At 64.4% G+C, this 16,605-nt stretch carries 20 protein-coding genes; 16 read left to right on the top strand and 4 right to left on the bottom strand.

Annotated features, from left to right (window positions below; translation table 11 throughout):
- Window positions 1-112 precede the first annotated feature (112 nt).
- The 14 genes from cobO (at window position 113) to LOY37_RS20435 (ending at window position 11,308) form a co-directional block, all read left to right on the top strand.
- Complete coding sequence (cobO, locus tag LOY37_RS20500) at window positions 113-724, top strand: cob(I)yrinic acid a,c-diamide adenosyltransferase (protein WP_010220352.1); 612 nt, start codon at window positions 113-115, stop codon at window positions 722-724.
- Complete coding sequence (locus tag LOY37_RS20495; protein WP_258715612.1) at window positions 721-2,016, top strand: cobyrinate a,c-diamide synthase; 1,296 nt, start codon at window positions 721-723, stop codon at window positions 2,014-2,016. The genes cobO and LOY37_RS20495 overlap by 4 nt, the downstream gene beginning before the upstream one ends.
- Window positions 2,007-2,660 (top strand): 5,6-dimethylbenzimidazole synthase, encoded by a 654-nt coding sequence (gene bluB / locus LOY37_RS20490; RefSeq protein ID WP_176794226.1) that lies wholly within the window; start codon window positions 2,007-2,009, stop codon window positions 2,658-2,660. Before LOY37_RS20495 ends, bluB begins: the two co-directional genes overlap by 10 nt.
- Window positions 2,660-3,568, top strand: a complete 909-nt coding sequence (cbiB, locus tag LOY37_RS20485) for an adenosylcobinamide-phosphate synthase CbiB (RefSeq protein WP_258715611.1) — start codon at window positions 2,660-2,662, stop codon at window positions 3,566-3,568. The genes bluB and cbiB overlap by 1 nt, the downstream gene beginning before the upstream one ends.
- Entirely contained in the window at window positions 3,561-4,553 is a 993-nt protein-coding gene (gene cobD, locus LOY37_RS20480) for a threonine-phosphate decarboxylase CobD (protein WP_093380313.1), read from the top strand. Before cbiB ends, cobD begins: the two co-directional genes overlap by 8 nt.
- Complete coding sequence (locus LOY37_RS20475; RefSeq protein WP_045195538.1) at window positions 4,550-6,004, top strand: cobyric acid synthase; 1,455 nt, start codon at window positions 4,550-4,552, stop codon at window positions 6,002-6,004. Before cobD ends, LOY37_RS20475 begins: the two co-directional genes overlap by 4 nt.
- A 1-nt stretch (window position 6,005) precedes the next feature.
- Window positions 6,006-6,527 carry a bifunctional adenosylcobinamide kinase/adenosylcobinamide-phosphate guanylyltransferase gene (gene cobU, locus LOY37_RS20470; RefSeq protein WP_213603476.1) on the top strand — a complete coding sequence of 174 codons (522 nt, stop codon included), beginning with the start codon at window positions 6,006-6,008 and terminating at the stop codon, window positions 6,525-6,527.
- Complete coding sequence (gene cobT / locus LOY37_RS20465) at window positions 6,524-7,579, top strand: nicotinate-nucleotide--dimethylbenzimidazole phosphoribosyltransferase (RefSeq protein ID WP_258715610.1); 1,056 nt, start codon at window positions 6,524-6,526, stop codon at window positions 7,577-7,579. Before cobU ends, cobT begins: the two co-directional genes overlap by 4 nt.
- Complete coding sequence (cobC, locus tag LOY37_RS20460) at window positions 7,576-8,145, top strand: alpha-ribazole phosphatase family protein (protein WP_213603477.1); 570 nt, start codon at window positions 7,576-7,578, stop codon at window positions 8,143-8,145. Before cobT ends, cobC begins: the two co-directional genes overlap by 4 nt.
- Before the next feature lies 1 nt (window position 8,146).
- A complete protein-coding gene (locus LOY37_RS20455; protein WP_258715609.1) occupies window positions 8,147-8,875 on the top strand; it encodes an adenosylcobinamide-GDP ribazoletransferase in 729 nt (242 codons plus the stop codon).
- Window positions 8,876-8,925: 50 nt separating this feature from the next.
- Entirely contained in the window at window positions 8,926-9,330 is a 405-nt protein-coding gene (locus LOY37_RS20450; protein ID WP_045195528.1) for a MarR family winged helix-turn-helix transcriptional regulator, read from the top strand.
- A gap of 62 nt (window positions 9,331-9,392) precedes the next feature.
- A complete protein-coding gene (locus LOY37_RS20445) occupies window positions 9,393-10,595 on the top strand; it encodes an MFS transporter (RefSeq protein WP_045195526.1) in 1,203 nt (400 codons plus the stop codon).
- Window positions 10,592-10,714: a hypothetical protein gene (locus tag LOY37_RS20440; RefSeq protein ID WP_256326709.1), complete on the top strand. Its 123-nt coding sequence runs from the start codon at window positions 10,592-10,594 to the stop codon at window positions 10,712-10,714. The genes LOY37_RS20445 and LOY37_RS20440 overlap by 4 nt, the downstream gene beginning before the upstream one ends.
- Window positions 10,715-10,756: 42 nt before the next feature.
- Window positions 10,757-11,308 (top strand): glutathione peroxidase, encoded by a 552-nt coding sequence (locus LOY37_RS20435; protein ID WP_258715608.1) that lies wholly within the window; start codon window positions 10,757-10,759, stop codon window positions 11,306-11,308.
- A gap of 6 nt (window positions 11,309-11,314) precedes the next feature.
- On the opposite strand, the gene LOY37_RS20430 is transcribed toward LOY37_RS20435, so the two are convergent.
- Window positions 11,315-11,578 (bottom strand): DUF2798 domain-containing protein, encoded by a 264-nt coding sequence (locus LOY37_RS20430; protein ID WP_258715607.1) that lies wholly within the window; start codon window positions 11,576-11,578, stop codon window positions 11,315-11,317.
- 115 nt (window positions 11,579-11,693) lie between these two features.
- On the opposite strand from LOY37_RS20430, the gene LOY37_RS20425 reads away from it, so the two are divergent.
- Window positions 11,694-12,626, top strand: a complete 933-nt coding sequence (locus LOY37_RS20425; RefSeq protein ID WP_213603481.1) for a LysR family transcriptional regulator — start codon at window positions 11,694-11,696, stop codon at window positions 12,624-12,626.
- Window positions 12,627-12,668: 42 nt separating this feature from the next.
- On the opposite strand, the gene LOY37_RS20420 is transcribed toward LOY37_RS20425, so the two are convergent.
- The 3 genes from LOY37_RS20420 to LOY37_RS20410 all read right to left on the bottom strand — a co-directional run bounded on the left by LOY37_RS20420 (window position 12,669) and on the right by LOY37_RS20410 (window position 15,038).
- The gene (locus LOY37_RS20420; protein WP_258715606.1) at window positions 12,669-13,928 is read right to left on the bottom strand and encodes an OmpP1/FadL family transporter; all 1,260 of its coding nucleotides are present in this window, start codon (window positions 13,926-13,928) and stop codon (window positions 12,669-12,671) included.
- Between the two features lie 146 nt (window positions 13,929-14,074).
- Window positions 14,075-14,557 (bottom strand): hypothetical protein, encoded by a 483-nt coding sequence (locus LOY37_RS20415; protein WP_045195516.1) that lies wholly within the window; start codon window positions 14,555-14,557, stop codon window positions 14,075-14,077.
- Window positions 14,558-14,813: 256 nt separating this feature from the next.
- Window positions 14,814-15,038, bottom strand: a complete 225-nt coding sequence (locus LOY37_RS20410; RefSeq protein ID WP_045195514.1) for a hypothetical protein — start codon at window positions 15,036-15,038, stop codon at window positions 14,814-14,816.
- Window positions 15,039-16,007: 969 nt separating this feature from the next.
- On the opposite strand from LOY37_RS20410, the gene LOY37_RS20405 reads away from it, so the two are divergent.
- Window positions 16,008-16,436 (top strand): tetratricopeptide repeat protein, encoded by a 429-nt coding sequence (locus tag LOY37_RS20405; protein WP_093387352.1) that lies wholly within the window; start codon window positions 16,008-16,010, stop codon window positions 16,434-16,436.
- Window positions 16,437-16,605: the final 169 nt, after the last annotated feature.

Here is a 16,605-nt window from a genome sequence, read left to right as displayed (position 1 = left end):
TTTTCCGTCTGCCATATCCATTCATCTGTCACGCCCGTTCCTTCGATACGCTGAGCAGCCGTCGGCTGCTGCGTTCGGTGAGATCGGCCGACAGTGGTTTGCGGAGAACCTCATGACTGAATCCACCGAGCGCGACGAACGCCACCTGGCGCGCATGCAGCGCAAAAAGGCCGTGATCGACGAGCGCATCGCCAACTCGCCCAACGAATGCGGCTTGCTGCTGGTACTTACCGGCAACGGCAAGGGCAAGAGCAGTTCGGCCTTCGGCATGCTCGCCCGGGCCATGGGCCACGGCATGCAGTGCGGCGTGGTGCAGTTCATCAAGGGCCGCAACAGCACTGGCGAAGAGCTGTTCTTCCGGCGCTTTCCCGAGCAGGTGCGCTACCACGTGATGGGCGAGGGCTTTACCTGGGAAACCCAGGACCGCCAGCGCGACATCGCTGCCGCCGAAGCTGCCTGGGCAGTGTCGCGGCAGATGCTCCAGGACCCGTCGATCGCCTTCGTGGTGCTTGATGAACTGAACATCGCCCTCAAGCACGGCTACCTCGACCTCGACCAGGTGCTCAGCGACCTGCAGGCGCGCCCGCCGATGCAGCACGTGATCGTCACCGGTCGCGCGGCCAAAGACGAAATGATCGAACTGGCCGACACCGTCACCGAAATGGGCATGATCAAGCACGCCTTCCAGGCCGGCATCCGCGCCCAGAAGGGCGTCGAACTATGAGTGATGCGCGCCATTGCCCGGCGGTATTGATCGCCGCACCGGCCTCCGGCCAGGGCAAGACCACGGTGACCGCCGCACTGGCGCGCCTGCATCGCAACCAGGGGCGCAAGGTCCGCGTGTTCAAGTGCGGCCCGGACTTTCTTGACCCGATGATCCTCGAGCGCGCCAGTGGTGCGCCGGTGTATCAGCTCGACCTGTGGATGGTCGGCGAGCAGGAAAGCCGCCGGCTATTGTGGGAGGCGGCGGGCGAGGCCGACCTGATCCTCATCGAAGGGGTCATGGGCCTGTTCGACGGCACGCCATCGAGCGCCGACCTGGCCCGGCATTTTGGCGTGCCGGTGCTGGCGGTGATCGATGGCACCGCCATGGCCCAGACCTTCGGCGCCCTGGCCCTGGGCCTGGCGCGCTATCAGCCGGACCTGCCGTTTGCCGGGGTGTTGGCCAACCGTGTCGGTACCCTGCGCCATGCCCAGCTGCTTGAAGGCAGCCTGACCGAGGGGCTGCGCTGGTACGGTGGGCTGTCGCGAGAAACCGGCATCGAATTGCCGAGCCGTCACCTGGGGCTGGTGCAAGCCAGTGAACTGAACGACCTTGATGCGCGGCTGGATGCGGCCGCAGCGGCCCTGGGCGCCAGTTGCGATGCGGCGTTGCCGCCAGCAGTGCGCTTTGCCGCGCCGACCGAGTTTGCCATCGAGCCGTTGCTGCAAGGCGTGCGCATTGCGGTTGCCCGCGACGAAGCCTTTGCCTTTACCTATGGCGCCAACCTCGACCTGCTGCGGGCCATGGGCGCGCAGCTGGCGTTTTTCTCGCCGCTGCATGACACAAACTTGCCGCCAGCCGACAGCTTGTATCTGCCTGGCGGTTACCCCGAATTGCATCACCAGGCGCTGGCGGCCAACACACCGATGCTCGAGGCTATCCGCGCCCATCATCACGCCGGCAAGCCGTTGCTCGCCGAATGCGGCGGCATGCTCTACCTGCTTGATGCGCTCACCGATGTTGCCGGCGAGCGTGCCGAACTGCTCGGCCTGCTGGCAGGCGAGGCAGTGATGCAAAAGCGCCTGGCCGCCTTGGCCCTGCAGGCCGTAGAACTGCCTGAAGGCACCTTGCGCGGGCACACCTATCATCATTCGCTGACCCATACCGAGCTTGAGCCGGTTGCCCGCGGCCAGAGCCCCAACGGTGGTCGTGGTGCCGAGGCGGTGTACCGCCAGGGGCGCTTGACCGCCTCCTACGTGCATTTCTATTTTGCTTCCAACCCCCAGGCGTCGGCGGCGCTGCTGTGTCCATGACTGAACATGCTTTTACCGAGGCCGAACGTGCGGCGGTCTACCGCGCCATCGGCGAGCGTCGCGACATGCGTCACTTCAGTGGCGGCGAAGTCGCCCCCGAGTTGCTCGCGCGCCTGCTTGAGGCCGCGCACCAGGCGCCCAGTGTCGGGCTGATGCAGCCCTGGCGTTTCATCCGTATCACCCAGCGCGAACTGCGCCAGCGGATCCAGGCCCTGGTGGAAGAGGAGCGTCTGCGTACAGCGCAGGCGCTCGGCGAGCGCTCCGATGACTTCATGAAACTCAAGGTCGAAGGCATCAACGACTGCGCCGAGCTGCTGGTGGCGGCGCTGATGGATGGGCGCGAAGCGCACATTTTCGGCCGCCGGACCTTGCCGGAGATGGACCTGGCGTCGTTGTCCTGTGCGATCCAGAACTTGTGGCTGGCGGCCCGCGCCGAAGGTCTGGGCATGGGCTGGGTGTCGCTGTTCGAGCCCCGGGCCCTGGCCGAGTTGCTCGGCATGCCGGCCGGTGCCAAGCCGTTGGCAATCCTCTGCCTGGGCCCGGTTCACGAATTTTACCCGGCGCCGATGCTGGTGCTTGAAGGCTGGACCACAGCGCGGCCGCTGCACGACATGCTGTTTGAAAACCAGTGGGGGGAGTCTTGATGAGCGTGGCGTTGCTGACAGTGGCCGGGGTGGCGCTGGATGCGCTGCTGGGCGAGCCCAAGCGCCGGCATCCGCTGGTAGCCTTCGGGCGCCTGGCCGGGCGCCTTGAACAGCGCTTGAATGCCGGCGGCCGAGGCTGGCGCAGCCACGGCGTCAGCGCCTGGTTCCTGGCGGTGGTGCCGCTGACCTTCATCGCCATGCTGTTGTCCTGGCTGCCGTACATTGGCTGGCTGATTGAAGTTTTGGCGCTGTACTGCGCCCTTGGCCTGCGCAGCCTTGGCGAGCACGTAACGCCGGTGGCCGAAGCCCTGCGCCAGGGCGACCTGGAAAAAGCCCGCCAGCGCGTCGGTTATCTGGTCAGCCGCGAAACCCGCGAGCTGGACGAAACCGCCGTGGCCCGCGCCGCCACCGAGTCGGTGCTGGAGAACGGCAGCGATGCGGTGTTCGCCGCGCTGTTCTGGTTTGTCGTTGCCGGCGTACCGGGGGTGGTGCTCTATCGCCTGAGCAACACCCTCGACGCCATGTGGGGCTATCGTAATGAACGCTTCGAGCGTTTTGGCTGGGCTGCGGCGAAGATCGACGATGTGCTCAACTATATTCCGGCACGCCTGGTGGCGCTGACTTACGCGCTGCTGGGCAAGACCCGCCTGGCCCTGAGCTGCTGGCGGCGCCAGGCGCCGTTGTGGGACAGCCCCAATGCCGGGCCGGTGATGGCGGCCGGGGCCGGAGCCCTGGGCATCGAGCTGGGCGGGCCGGCGGTGTATCACGGCGAGTTGCACGAGCGCCCGCAACTGGGCGAAGGCCCGCAGGCCGATGCCGACGCCATCGAACGCGGTTGGCGCCTGGTTTGCCAGGGCGTGTGGTTGTGGTTGCTGCTGTTGTGCCTGGGGGCTGAATTCTATGCTTGAACACGGTGGTCGCCTGCAACGCGCAGTGCAGCAATACGGCATCGCCCGCGAAGACTGGCTGGACCTGTCCAGCGGCATCGCCCCGTGGTCTTATTCCATCCCCGAAATTCCGCTGCGGGCCTGGGCGCGCTTGCCCGAAACCGAAGACGGCCTCGAGCAGGCGGCCCGTGATTACTATCAGGTCGAGCAACTGTTGCCAGTGGCCGGCTCCCAGGCGGCGATCCAGGCTTTGCCACGCCTGCGTCGCCCCGGCACGGTCGGGGTGCTGTCGCCGTGCTACGCCGAACACGCCGAAGGCTGGCGCCGCGCTGGGCACCGGGTGCGCGAGTTGCCGCTGGACCAGGTCGATTATTACCTCGACAGCCTCGACGTGCTGGTGGTGGTCAACCCCAACAACCCCACCGGGCAGCTGATTGCTGCCGAGCAACTGCTGGAATGGCATGGTCGCCTGGCCCGCCGTGGCGGCTGGCTGCTGGTTGATGAAGCGTTCATGGACAACACCCCGCAACACAGCATTGGCGCCCATGCCGAGCGCAGCGGGTTGATCGTGCTGCGCTCGTTCGGCAAGTTCTTCGGCTTGGCCGGCGTACGCCTGGGCTTTGTTCTGGCCGAGCGCCAGTTGTTGCAACTGCTCGCCGAACAGCTCGGGCCCTGGACCATCAGCGGCCCGACGCGGATCCTCGGCCAGGCCTGCCTGCTCGACGGCGCCGCCCATCAGCAGCAGATCATCCGCTGCGCCGCTGCCAGCCAGCGCCTGGCCGAGGTGCTCAGTGCGGCAGGTTTCGCCCCCAGCGGCAGCTGCGACCTGTTCCAGTACCTGGTCACCGAGCAGGCGCCGCGCCTGCATGAATTCATGGCCCGGCGCGGCATCCTCCTGCGCCTGTTCAGCCAGCCGCCGAGCCTGCGTTTCGGCCTGCCGGCCAGTGAACCGGACTTTCAGCGCCTGGCCCAGGCTTTCAGCGATTACCGCAAGGAACAAGCATGACCACCCTGATGGTGCAGGGCACCACCTCCGATGCCGGCAAAAGCACCCTGGTGACCGCGCTGTGCCGCTGGCTGTTGCGCCAGGGCATTGCCGTGGTGCCGTTCAAGCCGCAGAACATGGCGCTCAACAGTGCCGTGACCGCCGAGGGCGGCGAGATCGGCCGCGCCCAGGCGGTGCAGGCGCAGGCCGCGGGCCTGGCGCCCCACACCGACATGAACCCGGTGCTGCTCAAGCCCAACAGCGACACCGGCGCCCAGGTGATCGTCCATGGCCGCGCGGTCACCAGCATGAACGCCGTGGCCTATCACGACTACAAGGCCATCGCCATGCAGGCCGTGCTGGCTTCGCACCAGCGCCTGAGCGCGGCCTATCCGGTGGTAATGGTCGAAGGCGCCGGCTCGCCGGCTGAAATCAACCTGCGTGCCGGCGACATTGCCAACATGGGCTTTGCCGAGGCAGTCGACTGCCCGGTGATCCTGATTGCCGACATCAATCGGGGCGGGGTGTTTGCACACCTGGTCGGCACTTTGGAGCTGCTCTCGACGAGCGAACAGGCGCGGGTCAAAGGCTTTGTCATCAACCGTTTTCGTGGCGATATCGCCTTGCTCCAGCCGGGTCTGGACTGGCTTGAAGAACGTACCGGCAAGCCAGTGCTGGGCGTGCTGCCCTATGTGCTGGACCTGCACCTGGAAGCCGAAGACGGTATCGACCAGCGCCAGGGCCTCAAGGCCGGGCGCCAGCTCAAGGTGATCGTGCCGGTGCTGCCGCGCATCAGCAACCACACCGATTTCGACCCGCTGCGCCTGCACCCGCAGGTCGATCTGCAGTTTATCGGCCCCGGTCAGCCGATTCCGCCCGCTGACCTGATCATTTTGCCTGGCTCCAAGAGCGTGCGCGGCGACCTGGCGCAATTGCGTGAGCGTGGTTGGGACCAGGCGATCAGTCGCCACCTGCGTTACGGCGGCAAGGTCCTGGGCATTTGCGGCGGGCTGCAGATGCTCGGCCAGCGGGTGGAAGACCCCTTGGGCCTGGAAGGCCCAGCAGGAGCCAGCGATGGCCTCGGTCTGCTGGATTTTGTCACCGTGCTCGAAGCCGAAAAGCAGCTGCGCAATGTCGCCGGCACCCTGCAGCTGGAGCAGGCGGCCATCAGCGGCTACGAGATTCATGCCGGGGTAACCCAGGGGCCGGCGCTGGAGCGCCCGGCGGTGTTGCTCGACGGCGGCCGCGCCGATGGCGCCATCAGCGCCGACGGGCAGATCCTCGCCACCTACCTGCATGGCCTGTTCGAGGCGCCGCATTGCTGCGCCGCGCTGTTGCGCTGGGCCGGGCTGCAGGAGGTCGAGCAGATCGACTACCACGCCCTGCGCGAACGCGACATCGAGCGCCTGGCCGACCTGGTCGAGCAGCACCTGGACACCGCGCGCCTGCGCCAACTCTGCGGACAGAACTGAAATGCTCAACCTGATCCTTGGCGGCGCCCGTTCGGGCAAGAGCCGCCTGGCCGAACAACTGGCGGTGCAGAGCGGCCTGGCGGTCACCTACATCGCCACCAGCGAACCGCTCGACGGCGAGATGAATGCACGGGTGCAGTTGCACCGCGAGCGGCGTCCGGCCGAGTGGGGATTGATCGAAGAGCCGCTGGAGTTGGCGCGGGTGCTGCGTGCCACTGCCAGTGCCGAGCGCTGCCTGCTGGTCGATTGCCTGACCCTGTGGCTGACCAACCTGCTGATGCTCGACAACCCTGAGCGCCTGGCGGCCGAACGCACGGCGCTGCTCGAGTGCCTGGCAGCGTTGCCGGGCGAAATCATTCTGGTCAGCAACGAAACCGGCCTGGGCGTGGTGCCCATGGGCGAGCTGACCCGCCGTTATGTCGATGAAGCAGGCGCGCTGCACCAGGCCATTGCCGAGCGCTGCCAGCGCGTGGTGCTGACTGTCGCCGGCTTGCCGCTTACCCTGAAAGGACCTGCACTATGAGTCACACCTGGTGGCGTGAAGCCTGTCGAGCTGTCGACCCGATTGTTCGCGAACAGGCCCTGGCGCGGCAACAGCAACTGACCAAGCCGGCAGGCTCGCTGGGTCGCCTGGAGCAGCTGGCAGTGCAACTGGCCGGCTTGCAAGGCCAGCTCAAGCCGAGCGTCGAGCAGGTGTGGATCGCGATTTTTGCCGGCGATCACGGTGTGGTCGCCGAAGGCATCTCGGCTTACCCGCAGGCGGTGACCGGGCAGATGCTGCTCAATTTCGTCAGCGGCGGCGCTGCGATCAGCGTGCTGGCGCGGCAGCTGAATGCTCAACTGGAAGTGATCGACCTGGGTACCATCGACCTGGCCCTGGACCTGCCGGGCGTGCGCCACCTACGCGTCGGCCCGGGCACGGCCAACTTCGCCCAGGTACCGGCGATGACCTACGAACAATGCCTGCAGGCTCTGCAAGGCGGGCGCGAGAGTGCCCTGCGCGCAGCCGCCAGCGGCGCCCGGTTGTTTATCGGCGGCGAGATGGGTATCGGCAACACCACCGCCGCCAGCGCCCTGGCCTGCGCCGTGCTCGGCTGCCCGGCCAGCGAGCTCAGTGGTCCGGGTACCGGCCTGGACGCCGCCGGTGTGCGGCACAAGGCCGAGGTCATCGAGCGCGCCTTGCTGCAGCATGCCAATCTTGGCGACGACCCGCTGCAGCGGCTGTTGTGTTTTGGTGGTTTCGAGATCGCCGCGCTGGTCGGCGCCTACCTGGGTTGCGCCCAGGCTGGTGTTGCGGTGCTGGTGGATGGGTTTATCTGCACCGTTGCCGCGCTGGTGGCGACGCGTATCAATCCGGGTTGCCGCGACTGGCTGCTGTTCGGCCATCGCGGCGCCGAGCCCGGTCATCGCCGGGTGCTCGCCGAACTCGACGCCGGGCCGCTGCTGGAGCTGGGCCTGCGCCTGGGCGAGGGCAGTGGTGCGGCACTGGCGGTGCCGCTATTGCGCCTGGCCTGTGACCTGCACGGGCAGATGGCGACCTTCGCCGAAGCTGCGGTAGCGGATCGCCCGGCATGATCATCGACCTGCTGCGCCACGGAGAAACCGAACTGGGCGGCGGCCTGCGCGGTAGCCTCGACGATGCCCTGACTGACAAGGGCTGGGCGCAGATGCGCGCGGCGGTGAGTGATGCCGGCCCTTGGGATGCATTGGTCAGCTCGCCATTGCAGCGCTGCGCACGCTTTGCCCAGGAGCTGGGCGCGCAGTTGAACCTGCCGCTGCAGCTGGCGCCGGGGCTGCAAGAGCTGCATTTTGGTGAGTGGGAAGGGCGCAGCGCGGCAGCGCTGATGCTCACCCATGAAGCCGAGCTCGGCCGGTTCTGGGCTGATCCTTATGCCTACACACCGCCAGGTGGCGAGCCGGTGGCGGATTTCTCCGTACGGGTGTTGCAGGCCATCAGCACCTTGCACCAGGCCCATGCCGGCCAGCAGTTGCTGCTGGTCACCCACGGCGGCGTCATGCGCCTGTTGCTGGCCCGCGCCCGTGGCCTGCCGCGTGAACAGCTGCTGCAGGTCGAAGTGGTCCATGGCGCCTTGTGCCGCCTGGAACTGCTGGCCGACGGCAGCCTGCGCGAGGTGTGCTGAGATGCTGGGGTTCTGGATCGCCCTGCAGTTTCTCAGCAGCTTGCCGGTGCGCCTGCCGGGCATGCCGGCGCCGGAACAAATGGGCCGCTCATTGCTGTTTTACCCGCTGGTAGGGCTGTTGTTCGGGGTGGTGCTCTGGGGGGGGAACGCGCTGCTGGCCGGTAGCCCGGTGCTGTTGCACGCCGCCTTGCTGCTCAGCGCCTGGGTGCTGCTCAGCGGCGCCTTGCACCTGGACGGCCTGGCCGACAGCGCCGATGCCTGGCTCGGCGGTTTCGGCGACCGCGAACGTACCTTGCTGATCATGAAAGACCCGCGCAGCGGGCCGATTGCCGTGGTCACCCTGGTACTGGTGCTGTTGCTCAAGTTCTGCGCCTTACTGGCGTTGATCGAGCGCGGTGACGGGCTGCTGCTGTTGCTCGCACCGCTGGTCGGCCGCGCGGGGTTACTGGGCTTGTTCCTGTGCACGCCCTATGTGCGCAGCGGCGGGCTCGGCCAGGCGCTTGCCGATCATTTGCCGCGTCGGGCGGGCCAGCTGGTGATGCTCGTCAGTGCGTTGGCCTGTGTGCTGCTGGCAGGGTTCAAGGGTATAGGGGTGCTGCTGGTTGCCGCCATCGTCTTCGCCTGGCTGCGCCACGTGATGGTGCGCCGTCTGGGTGGCACCACCGGTGATACCGCCGGGGCCCTGCTCGAGCTGCTGGAGCTGGCGGTATTGATCGCTTTGGTGCTGTGAGCGGCGAATAAAAGCTTGCAGTTGCCAAAGTGCGGGTATATACACGCATTATGTTGACCAGCGAATGCATCTGCACCCACCTGCGTCGCGCCGCCCGAGGGGTGAGCCGACACTACGACGAGGCCCTCGAAGGCTTCGGGATCAATGTCGCGCAGTTTTCCCTGTTGCGTCATTTACGCCGCCTGGATCAACCGAGTATTTCCACCCTGGCCGAGGCCATGGGCCTGGACCGCAGCACCTTGGGGCGCAACCTGCGGGTACTGGAAGCCGAGGGCCTGGTGGCCCTGGCCGAAGGGCAGGACCTGCGCAACCGTATCGTGTTGCTGACCGAGCAGGGCCGGGCACGCCTGCAAGCGGCGGAGCCGGCCTGGGAGCAAGCGCAAAGCGGCTTGATCGAGACCCTCGGCGAAGGTCAGCGTGACGAACTGGTGCGCCTGCTGGAGCTGTTGGCCTGAGCTTTTTACGAGTATAAGCGGGTATATACCCGCATAACCTTGCGGCACTGGAGACAACAAAAATGACATCAGTATGGCGAACCAGTGGGTGGATTCTGCTTGGCGCGGCGCTGATCCTGGCCTTGTCGCTGGGCGTGCGGCACGGCTTTGGCCTGTTCCTGGCGCCGATGAGCGCCGACTTTGGCTGGGGCCGCGGCGTGTTTGCCTTTGCCATTGCCTTGCAGAACCTGATCTGGGGCCTGGCCCAGCCGTTTGCCGGAGCCCTGGCCGATCGCCTCGGTGCTGCCAAGGTGGTGATGGTCGGCGGTATTCTTTATGCCGCCGGCCTCGTGCTGATGGGCATGTCCGACTCGGCCCTGACCCTGTCGCTCAGTGCCGGTTTGTTGATCGGTATCGGCCTGTCGGGCACCTCGTTTTCGGTGATCCTCGGCGTGGTTGGCCGTGCCGTGCCGCCAGAAAAACGCAGCATGGCCATGGGCATTGCCAGCGCCGCCGGCTCCTTCGGCCAGTTCGCCATGCTGCCGGGTACGCTCGGCCTGATCGGCTGGCTGGGCTGGTCGGCGGCCTTGCTGGTGCTGGGTTTGCTGGTGGCCTTTATCGTGCCGCTGGTAGGGCTGCTGCGTGATCGTCCGCTGCCCAGTCAGGGCAATGACCAGACCCTCGGCCAGGCCCTGCGCGAAGCCTGCTCGCACTCCGGTTTCTGGCTGCTGGCCCTGGGCTTTTTCGTCTGTGGCTTCCAGGTGGTGTTCATCGGCGTGCACCTGCCGGCCTACCTGGTCGACCAGCACCTGCCGGCGACCATCGGCACCACAGTGCTGGCGCTGGTCGGGCTGTTCAATATCGTCGGCACCTACACCGCCGGCTGGCTGGGCGGGCGCATGTCCAAGCCGCGGTTGCTGACCGCGCTGTACCTGCTGCGCGCGGTGGTCATCGTGTTGTTCCTGTGGGCGCCAATCAGCCAGTTCAGCGCCTACCTGTTCGGCATTGCCATGGGCCTGCTGTGGCTGTCGACCGTACCCTTGACCAACGGCACCGTGGCCACCCTGTTTGGTGTGCGCAATTTGTCGATGCTCGGCGGTATCGTCTTCCTGTTCCATCAGTTGGGGGCATTTCTAGGCGGCTGGCTGGGCGGGGTGGTGTATGACCGCACCGGCAACTACGATTTGGTCTGGCAGATTTCCATCCTCCTCAGTCTGCTCGCCGCAGCGCTGAACTGGCCGGTACGCGAACGCCCGGTGGCGCGCTTGCAGGCGCAGGCAGCATGAAGCGGGTCGCCATTGGCAGCGTGCTCGGCCTCGCCGCGCTATTGCTGCTGGCGCTGGCCTGGTGGGGCTGGCATGAGGGCGGCCTGGCGTTGATGCAGTTGGGCATGGGCGTGTGCTAGGAGTACTCTGAATACTTCGGGAACGTTCGAGGGAGAGAGACGATGCGCGCACGCTGGATGTTGGTTCCGTTGTTGACCTTGGCCGCTGCGGCCAATGCCCTGGCCGCCGATTGCCCGGCGCTGCTCAAGGGCTCGTTGCCGGAGCTGCGCGGCAAGGAGCAGATCGACCTGTGCCAGCGCTTTGCCGGCAAGCCGCTGGTGGTGGTCAATACCGCCAGCTATTGCGGCTTTGCCCCGCAGTTCGAAGGGCTTGAAAGCGTCTACAAGGAGTACCACGAACAGGGCCTGGAAATGCTCGGGGTGCCGTCCAACGACTTCAAGCAGGAAGACGCCGATGCCGAGAAAACCGCCAAGGTCTGCTACGCCAACTATGGCGTGACCTTCACCATGACCCAGGCCCGGCCCGTGCGTGGCGACGATGCCGCGCCGCTGTTCAAGGAACTGGCCGCGCAGAGCAGTGCGCCGAAGTGGAATTTCTACAAGTACGTGGTTGATCGCCAGGGCAAGGTTGTGGCCAATTTCACCAGCCTGACCAAGCCGGATGACCCGGCGTTCAAGGCGGCGATTGAAAAGGCCATTGCTTCCCAGCCCTGAGCGGCGTCAGTGGCTCGGGTGCACGGTCCAGGCCACCAGCTTGAGCACGATCGGGCGCACCACCAGCACACAGGCAAAGGCTACTGGCATGGCCAGTTGATAGGCTTTGAGCACGTTGCCCAGGTACTGCTCGTTGATGCCTGCGTTGGCGGCGGTAATCACGAAGCACATCAACAAAGCCATGATTGCCGACATGTAGAAGGCAAACACGTAGGGGGTGGCGCGAACGCCGAGTTTGCGCCGGCTGCGGGCGCTGGTCTGGAAGGTCATGCTGACTCCTTCTGGTGGGTGAGGGGGCAGCCTAGCAAGGCGCTATCGGGCTGCGGTAGACGAGCTGGACTTAGGTCTTTATAAAGAAGATCTTACGAATAACCGGATCTCCGTCATGAACCTGCTCGGTTCGATCAAGAGTTTCATCAAGGTGGTCGAGGCCGGCAGCATCGCCGGTGGCGCTCGCAGCCTGGGCTTGAGCGCCGCCGCGGTGAGCCAGAATATCGCCCGCCTGGAAGCCCACCTGCAGGTGCGCCTGCTGGCGCGTACCACGCGCAGTATGGTGCTGACGCCCAGTGGCAGCCTGTACTACGACAAGGTCAAGCACATCGAGCGCGACCTCGAGCAGGCCCAGCAGGCGGTCACCGCCCCGGATTGCGAGCCCAAGGGGCGCTTGTGCATCGCTTCGTCGTCGGCCTTTGGCCGCCATGTACTGGCGCCGCTGATTCCGGCCTTCAGTGCACGCTACCCGCAGCTTTCAATTGAATTGGTTACGAATGATCGGCGGGTCAACCACGCCCAGGAAGGCGTTGATGTCAGTATCCGCATCCAGCCACAGCTCGAAGACGGCCTGCTGGCCCGGCACATTGCCCGGGTACCGTTCATTTGCTGCGCTTCCCCGGGCTATCTGGCGGCGGCCGGTTGGCCACAATCGCCCGAGCAGCTCAAGGAACACCGCTGCCTGGTGTTCCGCTACCCGGTGGACGGGCGCTTCTTGCGCTGGGGTTTTGTCCGCGAGGGGCTGCGTTTTGATGCCGAGTTCGACAAGGTGCTGATCAGCGATGACATCGACGTACTGACGCAGATGGCGGTGCGCGATGGCGGTATCGCTCGCCTGGCCGAGTTCGTCGCCCGCCCTTTGCTCGAGCGCGGCCAGCTGGTGGCGTTGTTCGAGTATTCGCAGCCGGCACGGGCCTACGCCCAGACCGAACCGATGGACGTCTACCTGTGCGTGGCCGACCGTTTCGCCCTGAGCCCCAAGGTGCGGGCGTTCATGGAGTACCTCCAGCTGGAAGTCGGGCACGCCTGGCCGATTGCTCAGGCATAAAAAAACCGCCGATGACGGCGGTTTTTCGTTGCGGCGCTGTTATCAGAAGCGATAGGTCAGCGACGCGCCAATACCGTGAGCGCTGTTTTCGTACTTGGCGTTGTACGAACCCTTGGTCGGGCTGGCCAGGTTGACCTTGGTGTCTTCTTCCCACAGGTAGGAGTACGCCACGTCGATGGTCATGTCGTGGGTTGGGCTGTAGCCGGCGCCCAGGCTGAAGATCTTGCGATCGCCAGTCGGGATGCGTGGCGAACGGTCGTGGTTGTTGGTCGGCGACTGGTCGACGGTGAAGCCGGTACGCAGTACCCACTCCTTGTTCAGCTTGTAGGACGCGCCGATGGCGTGGGCCCAGGTGTCGTGCCAGTTCTGCTCTTCGCTGATGGTGCCGAACTGGCCGGCCAGCGGGGCAGGAACCTTGTTGGTGACGGTGATGGCTTCCAGGCGGCTCCAGCGGGTCCAGGTGCTACCAGCATAGATAGTCCACTGGTCATCCAGCTCGTGGGTAACCGAGAAGTCGACCGATTCAGGGGTCTTGATCTTCAGTTCAGCGTCGAACTTGCTGCCGCTGAACGGGCCGATCAGGGCGTTGTTGATTTTGGTGTTGCCTTCGAGCTTGTAGTCGACCATCGAGTGGTAGGTCAGGCCCAGGCGGGTCTTGTCGGTGGCCTGGACCAGCACGCCGATGTTGTAGCCGACGGCAGTGTCGTCACCCTTGATCTTCACTTCGCCATCGTTGAAACCCGGGGTGCGCGGGTTGAGGGTGTTGGCGCTGAGCTCACCCTTGATCTTGTTGATGGTCGGGCCGAAACCGATCGACACCTTGTCATTGAAGGCGTAGCTGATGGTTGGCTGGAAGGTGACCACTTCAACGTGGCTTTTCTTGCCCCAGTAACGGCTGGCGGCAGTGCTCTCGTAATCGGTGACCAGGCCGAACGGCGCGTAGACACCGAAACCGACGGTCCAGTGATCATCCAGAGGCTTGACGTAGTAGCCCATGGGCACGCCGACGAACGGCACCATGTCGCCGTCGGTGGTGCCACCTGGGCGCCCGCCGCCGGAAATATCGGACTTGGCGATGACGGCTGCGCCGCCAACGGTGATCTGCTCGCGTTTCAGGCGCGACATACCGGCAGGGTTGCCGAATACGGTGCTGGCATCATCGGCAGAAGAAGAACGACCCGCGAAACCTGTGCCCATGCCACTGACGCTTTGTTCGTTGAGGGCAAAGCCACTGGCGAACAGTTGAGTCGAGGCGAGAGTGACGGCGAGGCTGAGAGAGGTTTTGAGCATTACTTTTTTCATTATTAGAACTCCTTGGGATCTCCGGGGCGAAAATTACCATCAGTTCGCCCGCAGCGCTATAGGCTGTATCGCAGGAGATAGAGCGGTTTTGTAGGACAATCCGACCAAAATGGCGGGAATTTTCCGATTATGGAAAGCAGTGACTCTCAGCAGGCCTGAAGAGTCACAGGGGCGATGCAGGTTTGCCAGGCGCAGGTGAAATCGCGCAGGCGCCCCTGAGGCTGGAAGGTTTGTCGCCAGATACGTGCAAGCCCGAGCAGATCGTCGGCGGCGGGCAGTTCGGGGGCTTGTTCTTCGATCAGCATCCAGGCGATGGCGGTGGCATAGCGCAGGTTTACGGTCAGTTCCAGGTGCGGGCCGCTGAGGAAGGCATGCTGGCTGGCAAGGCCACGGACCAGGCTGGCGAGATCCGGGTCGCGGGCCAGGAACTGGTCCCAGAGGCTTTGGTGGCGCAGTTCGCCAATGCGGTACAGGCCGTGGCCGCGGCGGTCGTGCAATGCTGAGCCGAGTGCTGACTGGCTGGCGGCGACGCCGAGCAGCAGGGCTTCGGCGCTGGCGCAGTGGCGACCCAGGTAGATCAGGGTCGGACGAATGACAAACTGGCTCAACTCGCTCGCGGCGATACCCATGATGCCCTCGAACTTGAAATTGGCCGGCGGACGCTGGAGCTTGGCAGCTGGAGAGTCGGTCAGGCCCGCCGGAAGCGGCCTTTGCCGCTTGAGTTGAAGTGTAGTGTCATATTCGCGCTGTAAAGGCCTGTTTTTAAAACATTTGCGGCTTTTAGTTATAAATCATATGCCGTGCGGCAATTAGTGATTGCTGGGCGCCAGGCATAAAAAAGCCCCGCCAGAGGGCGGGGCTTGAGCGTTTGCAGCGTCGTGCGGATCAGGCCACCAGGGCCTGACGGGTGCGCTCGATAACGGCCTGCAGCGGCTCGGCTTCGGAGTATTGCTCCGGGTACAGGCGCTCGCTGTGCCGGGCAATGCCGTGCTCGTTGACCAGGGTGAAGCTGAAGCCGCCTTTGCGCGACGCCAGGATCAAGCAGTTCAGAGGGGCAAATGCCTGAGAAAGGGTGCGAATCGCAGCCTGAGTATGAGTAGAGTGATTCATAGTTATTAGATGTTCCTGCAATAGACACGGTTTCGATCCGTGCACATATAAAACGTTCCAGTGACGCAGGCATTTAAGCCGGTGCGAAGAACCTGACTGGAACAGGGCAGCCAGTTTTGGGCGCATTTATCATGTGGCGCTGGGGCTGACTGGTAGGTACGTCAGAGGACAGGCAACAGCCAGGGTCGGGTTCAATGCCGCTGGGTGAAGATCCTGATCAATCTGCAGGTTGGTTCGGTCAGAGTAAGAAGTGATTTACCTGGGGAACCATCGAGTGGGCCGGTCCTGGTTTCAACAGGCCTGTCCGATGTGAGGGGGCAGGGCACTGTAAGGACTGCTTTGGCCAGAATTGACTTTCAGCTTGGTACTAACGGCGGCAAGACTACCGCAGTTTTGCGTTGCTGGCAAGCTTTTTGGCTTTTCGTCTGGCGAGCCGATCAGTATGTCGCGTTCCAGGCTGTCTGTGAAGGGCTAATTCGCCGGCTTTGCAGTGCAACAAGGCAGGGAACGTGCCAATTTCGTGCAGGGAAATGCCTCGCTAAAGGGCGGTTGTGCACACTTGGGGCAACCCTTGTTACAGCGCTGCAACAAGGCGGCAAGTGGCCGCCAATGACTTGGCCGTTGCCTTAAGTCAATGAAAAAAAACACTTATTTTAGCTGGTGAAAAAATCGACAGTTTGACTGAAAGCCCCATTCCATAGGGGTTTGCGGGGAGGTTTAGGGGGTTGTCCACCGAGTTATCCACAGCTTCTGTGGATTGTCCCGAGCGCTTGCTCTAGGACGGGCGTGCCAGCTTTTTGGCCGGTGTCCGACAATCCTTCGACAGTCTTCCGTCAGGGACAAAATACCCGTCCTGACGTCAAGAAAAAAACACTGAAATATTTTGAAAAAAGTGCAGAAAAGCACCGGGCCATTGTCAGAAAAATGGAGTAGAGTGGCGCGCCTCTCGAGTTGCCTTCGCTGTTTTTTATGAAGTTTCGCTCCAAAAACCTCGTTGCCCCCACTGCCCAGTCGCCTCTGCCCGAGCCCAAGCGCTTCTCCTTGAAAGTGGCCTTGTGGTTGCTCGACAGCCCGCGCCTGGGTGACAACCCCAACGTCAAGCACTTTGCCGGGCGCTTGCTCAAGCAGCCAGCGCGCCAGGGCGTGGTGGTGGCCCAGAGCCGCCTGGGGCAGATGCTCTGCCGTGATTGCGGCAATGCCCGCGACCGCCGGATCGGCCACGAACTGCTGCGCCAGGCGGCGCGCGCCGGTGATCGCCGGGCCCAGCTCGAGTACGGCCGGCTGTGCGCCTTGGGGCAACTGAACGAACCCGCCCAGGGCCGCTACTGGCTCGAACAGGCCGCTGCCCAGGGTTCGCAGGAGGCCTTGCGCCTGCTCAGGCAATTGCCTGAAGCCTGAATGCGGCGCGTGCGCCCAAGGCTGATAAGCTGAGCCGTTGATCGTTGGCCGAGGGAGATCGGGGTGGCTATGGCAGTGGATCTGACCAGCATTGTGCTGGGTATTGTGGTGGCGGCCGTGCCGTCGCTGGCGCTGGTGCTGCAGGTGCAACGGCGCCTGAGTGCGCGCC

It is taken from the genome of Pseudomonas sp. B21-012 (assembly GCF_024749305.1).
GTDB lineage: Bacteria > Pseudomonadota > Gammaproteobacteria > Pseudomonadales > Pseudomonadaceae > Aquipseudomonas.
Note: the sequence above shows the minus strand (reverse complement) of the source record. Positions and strands in the feature narration are given on the sequence as shown.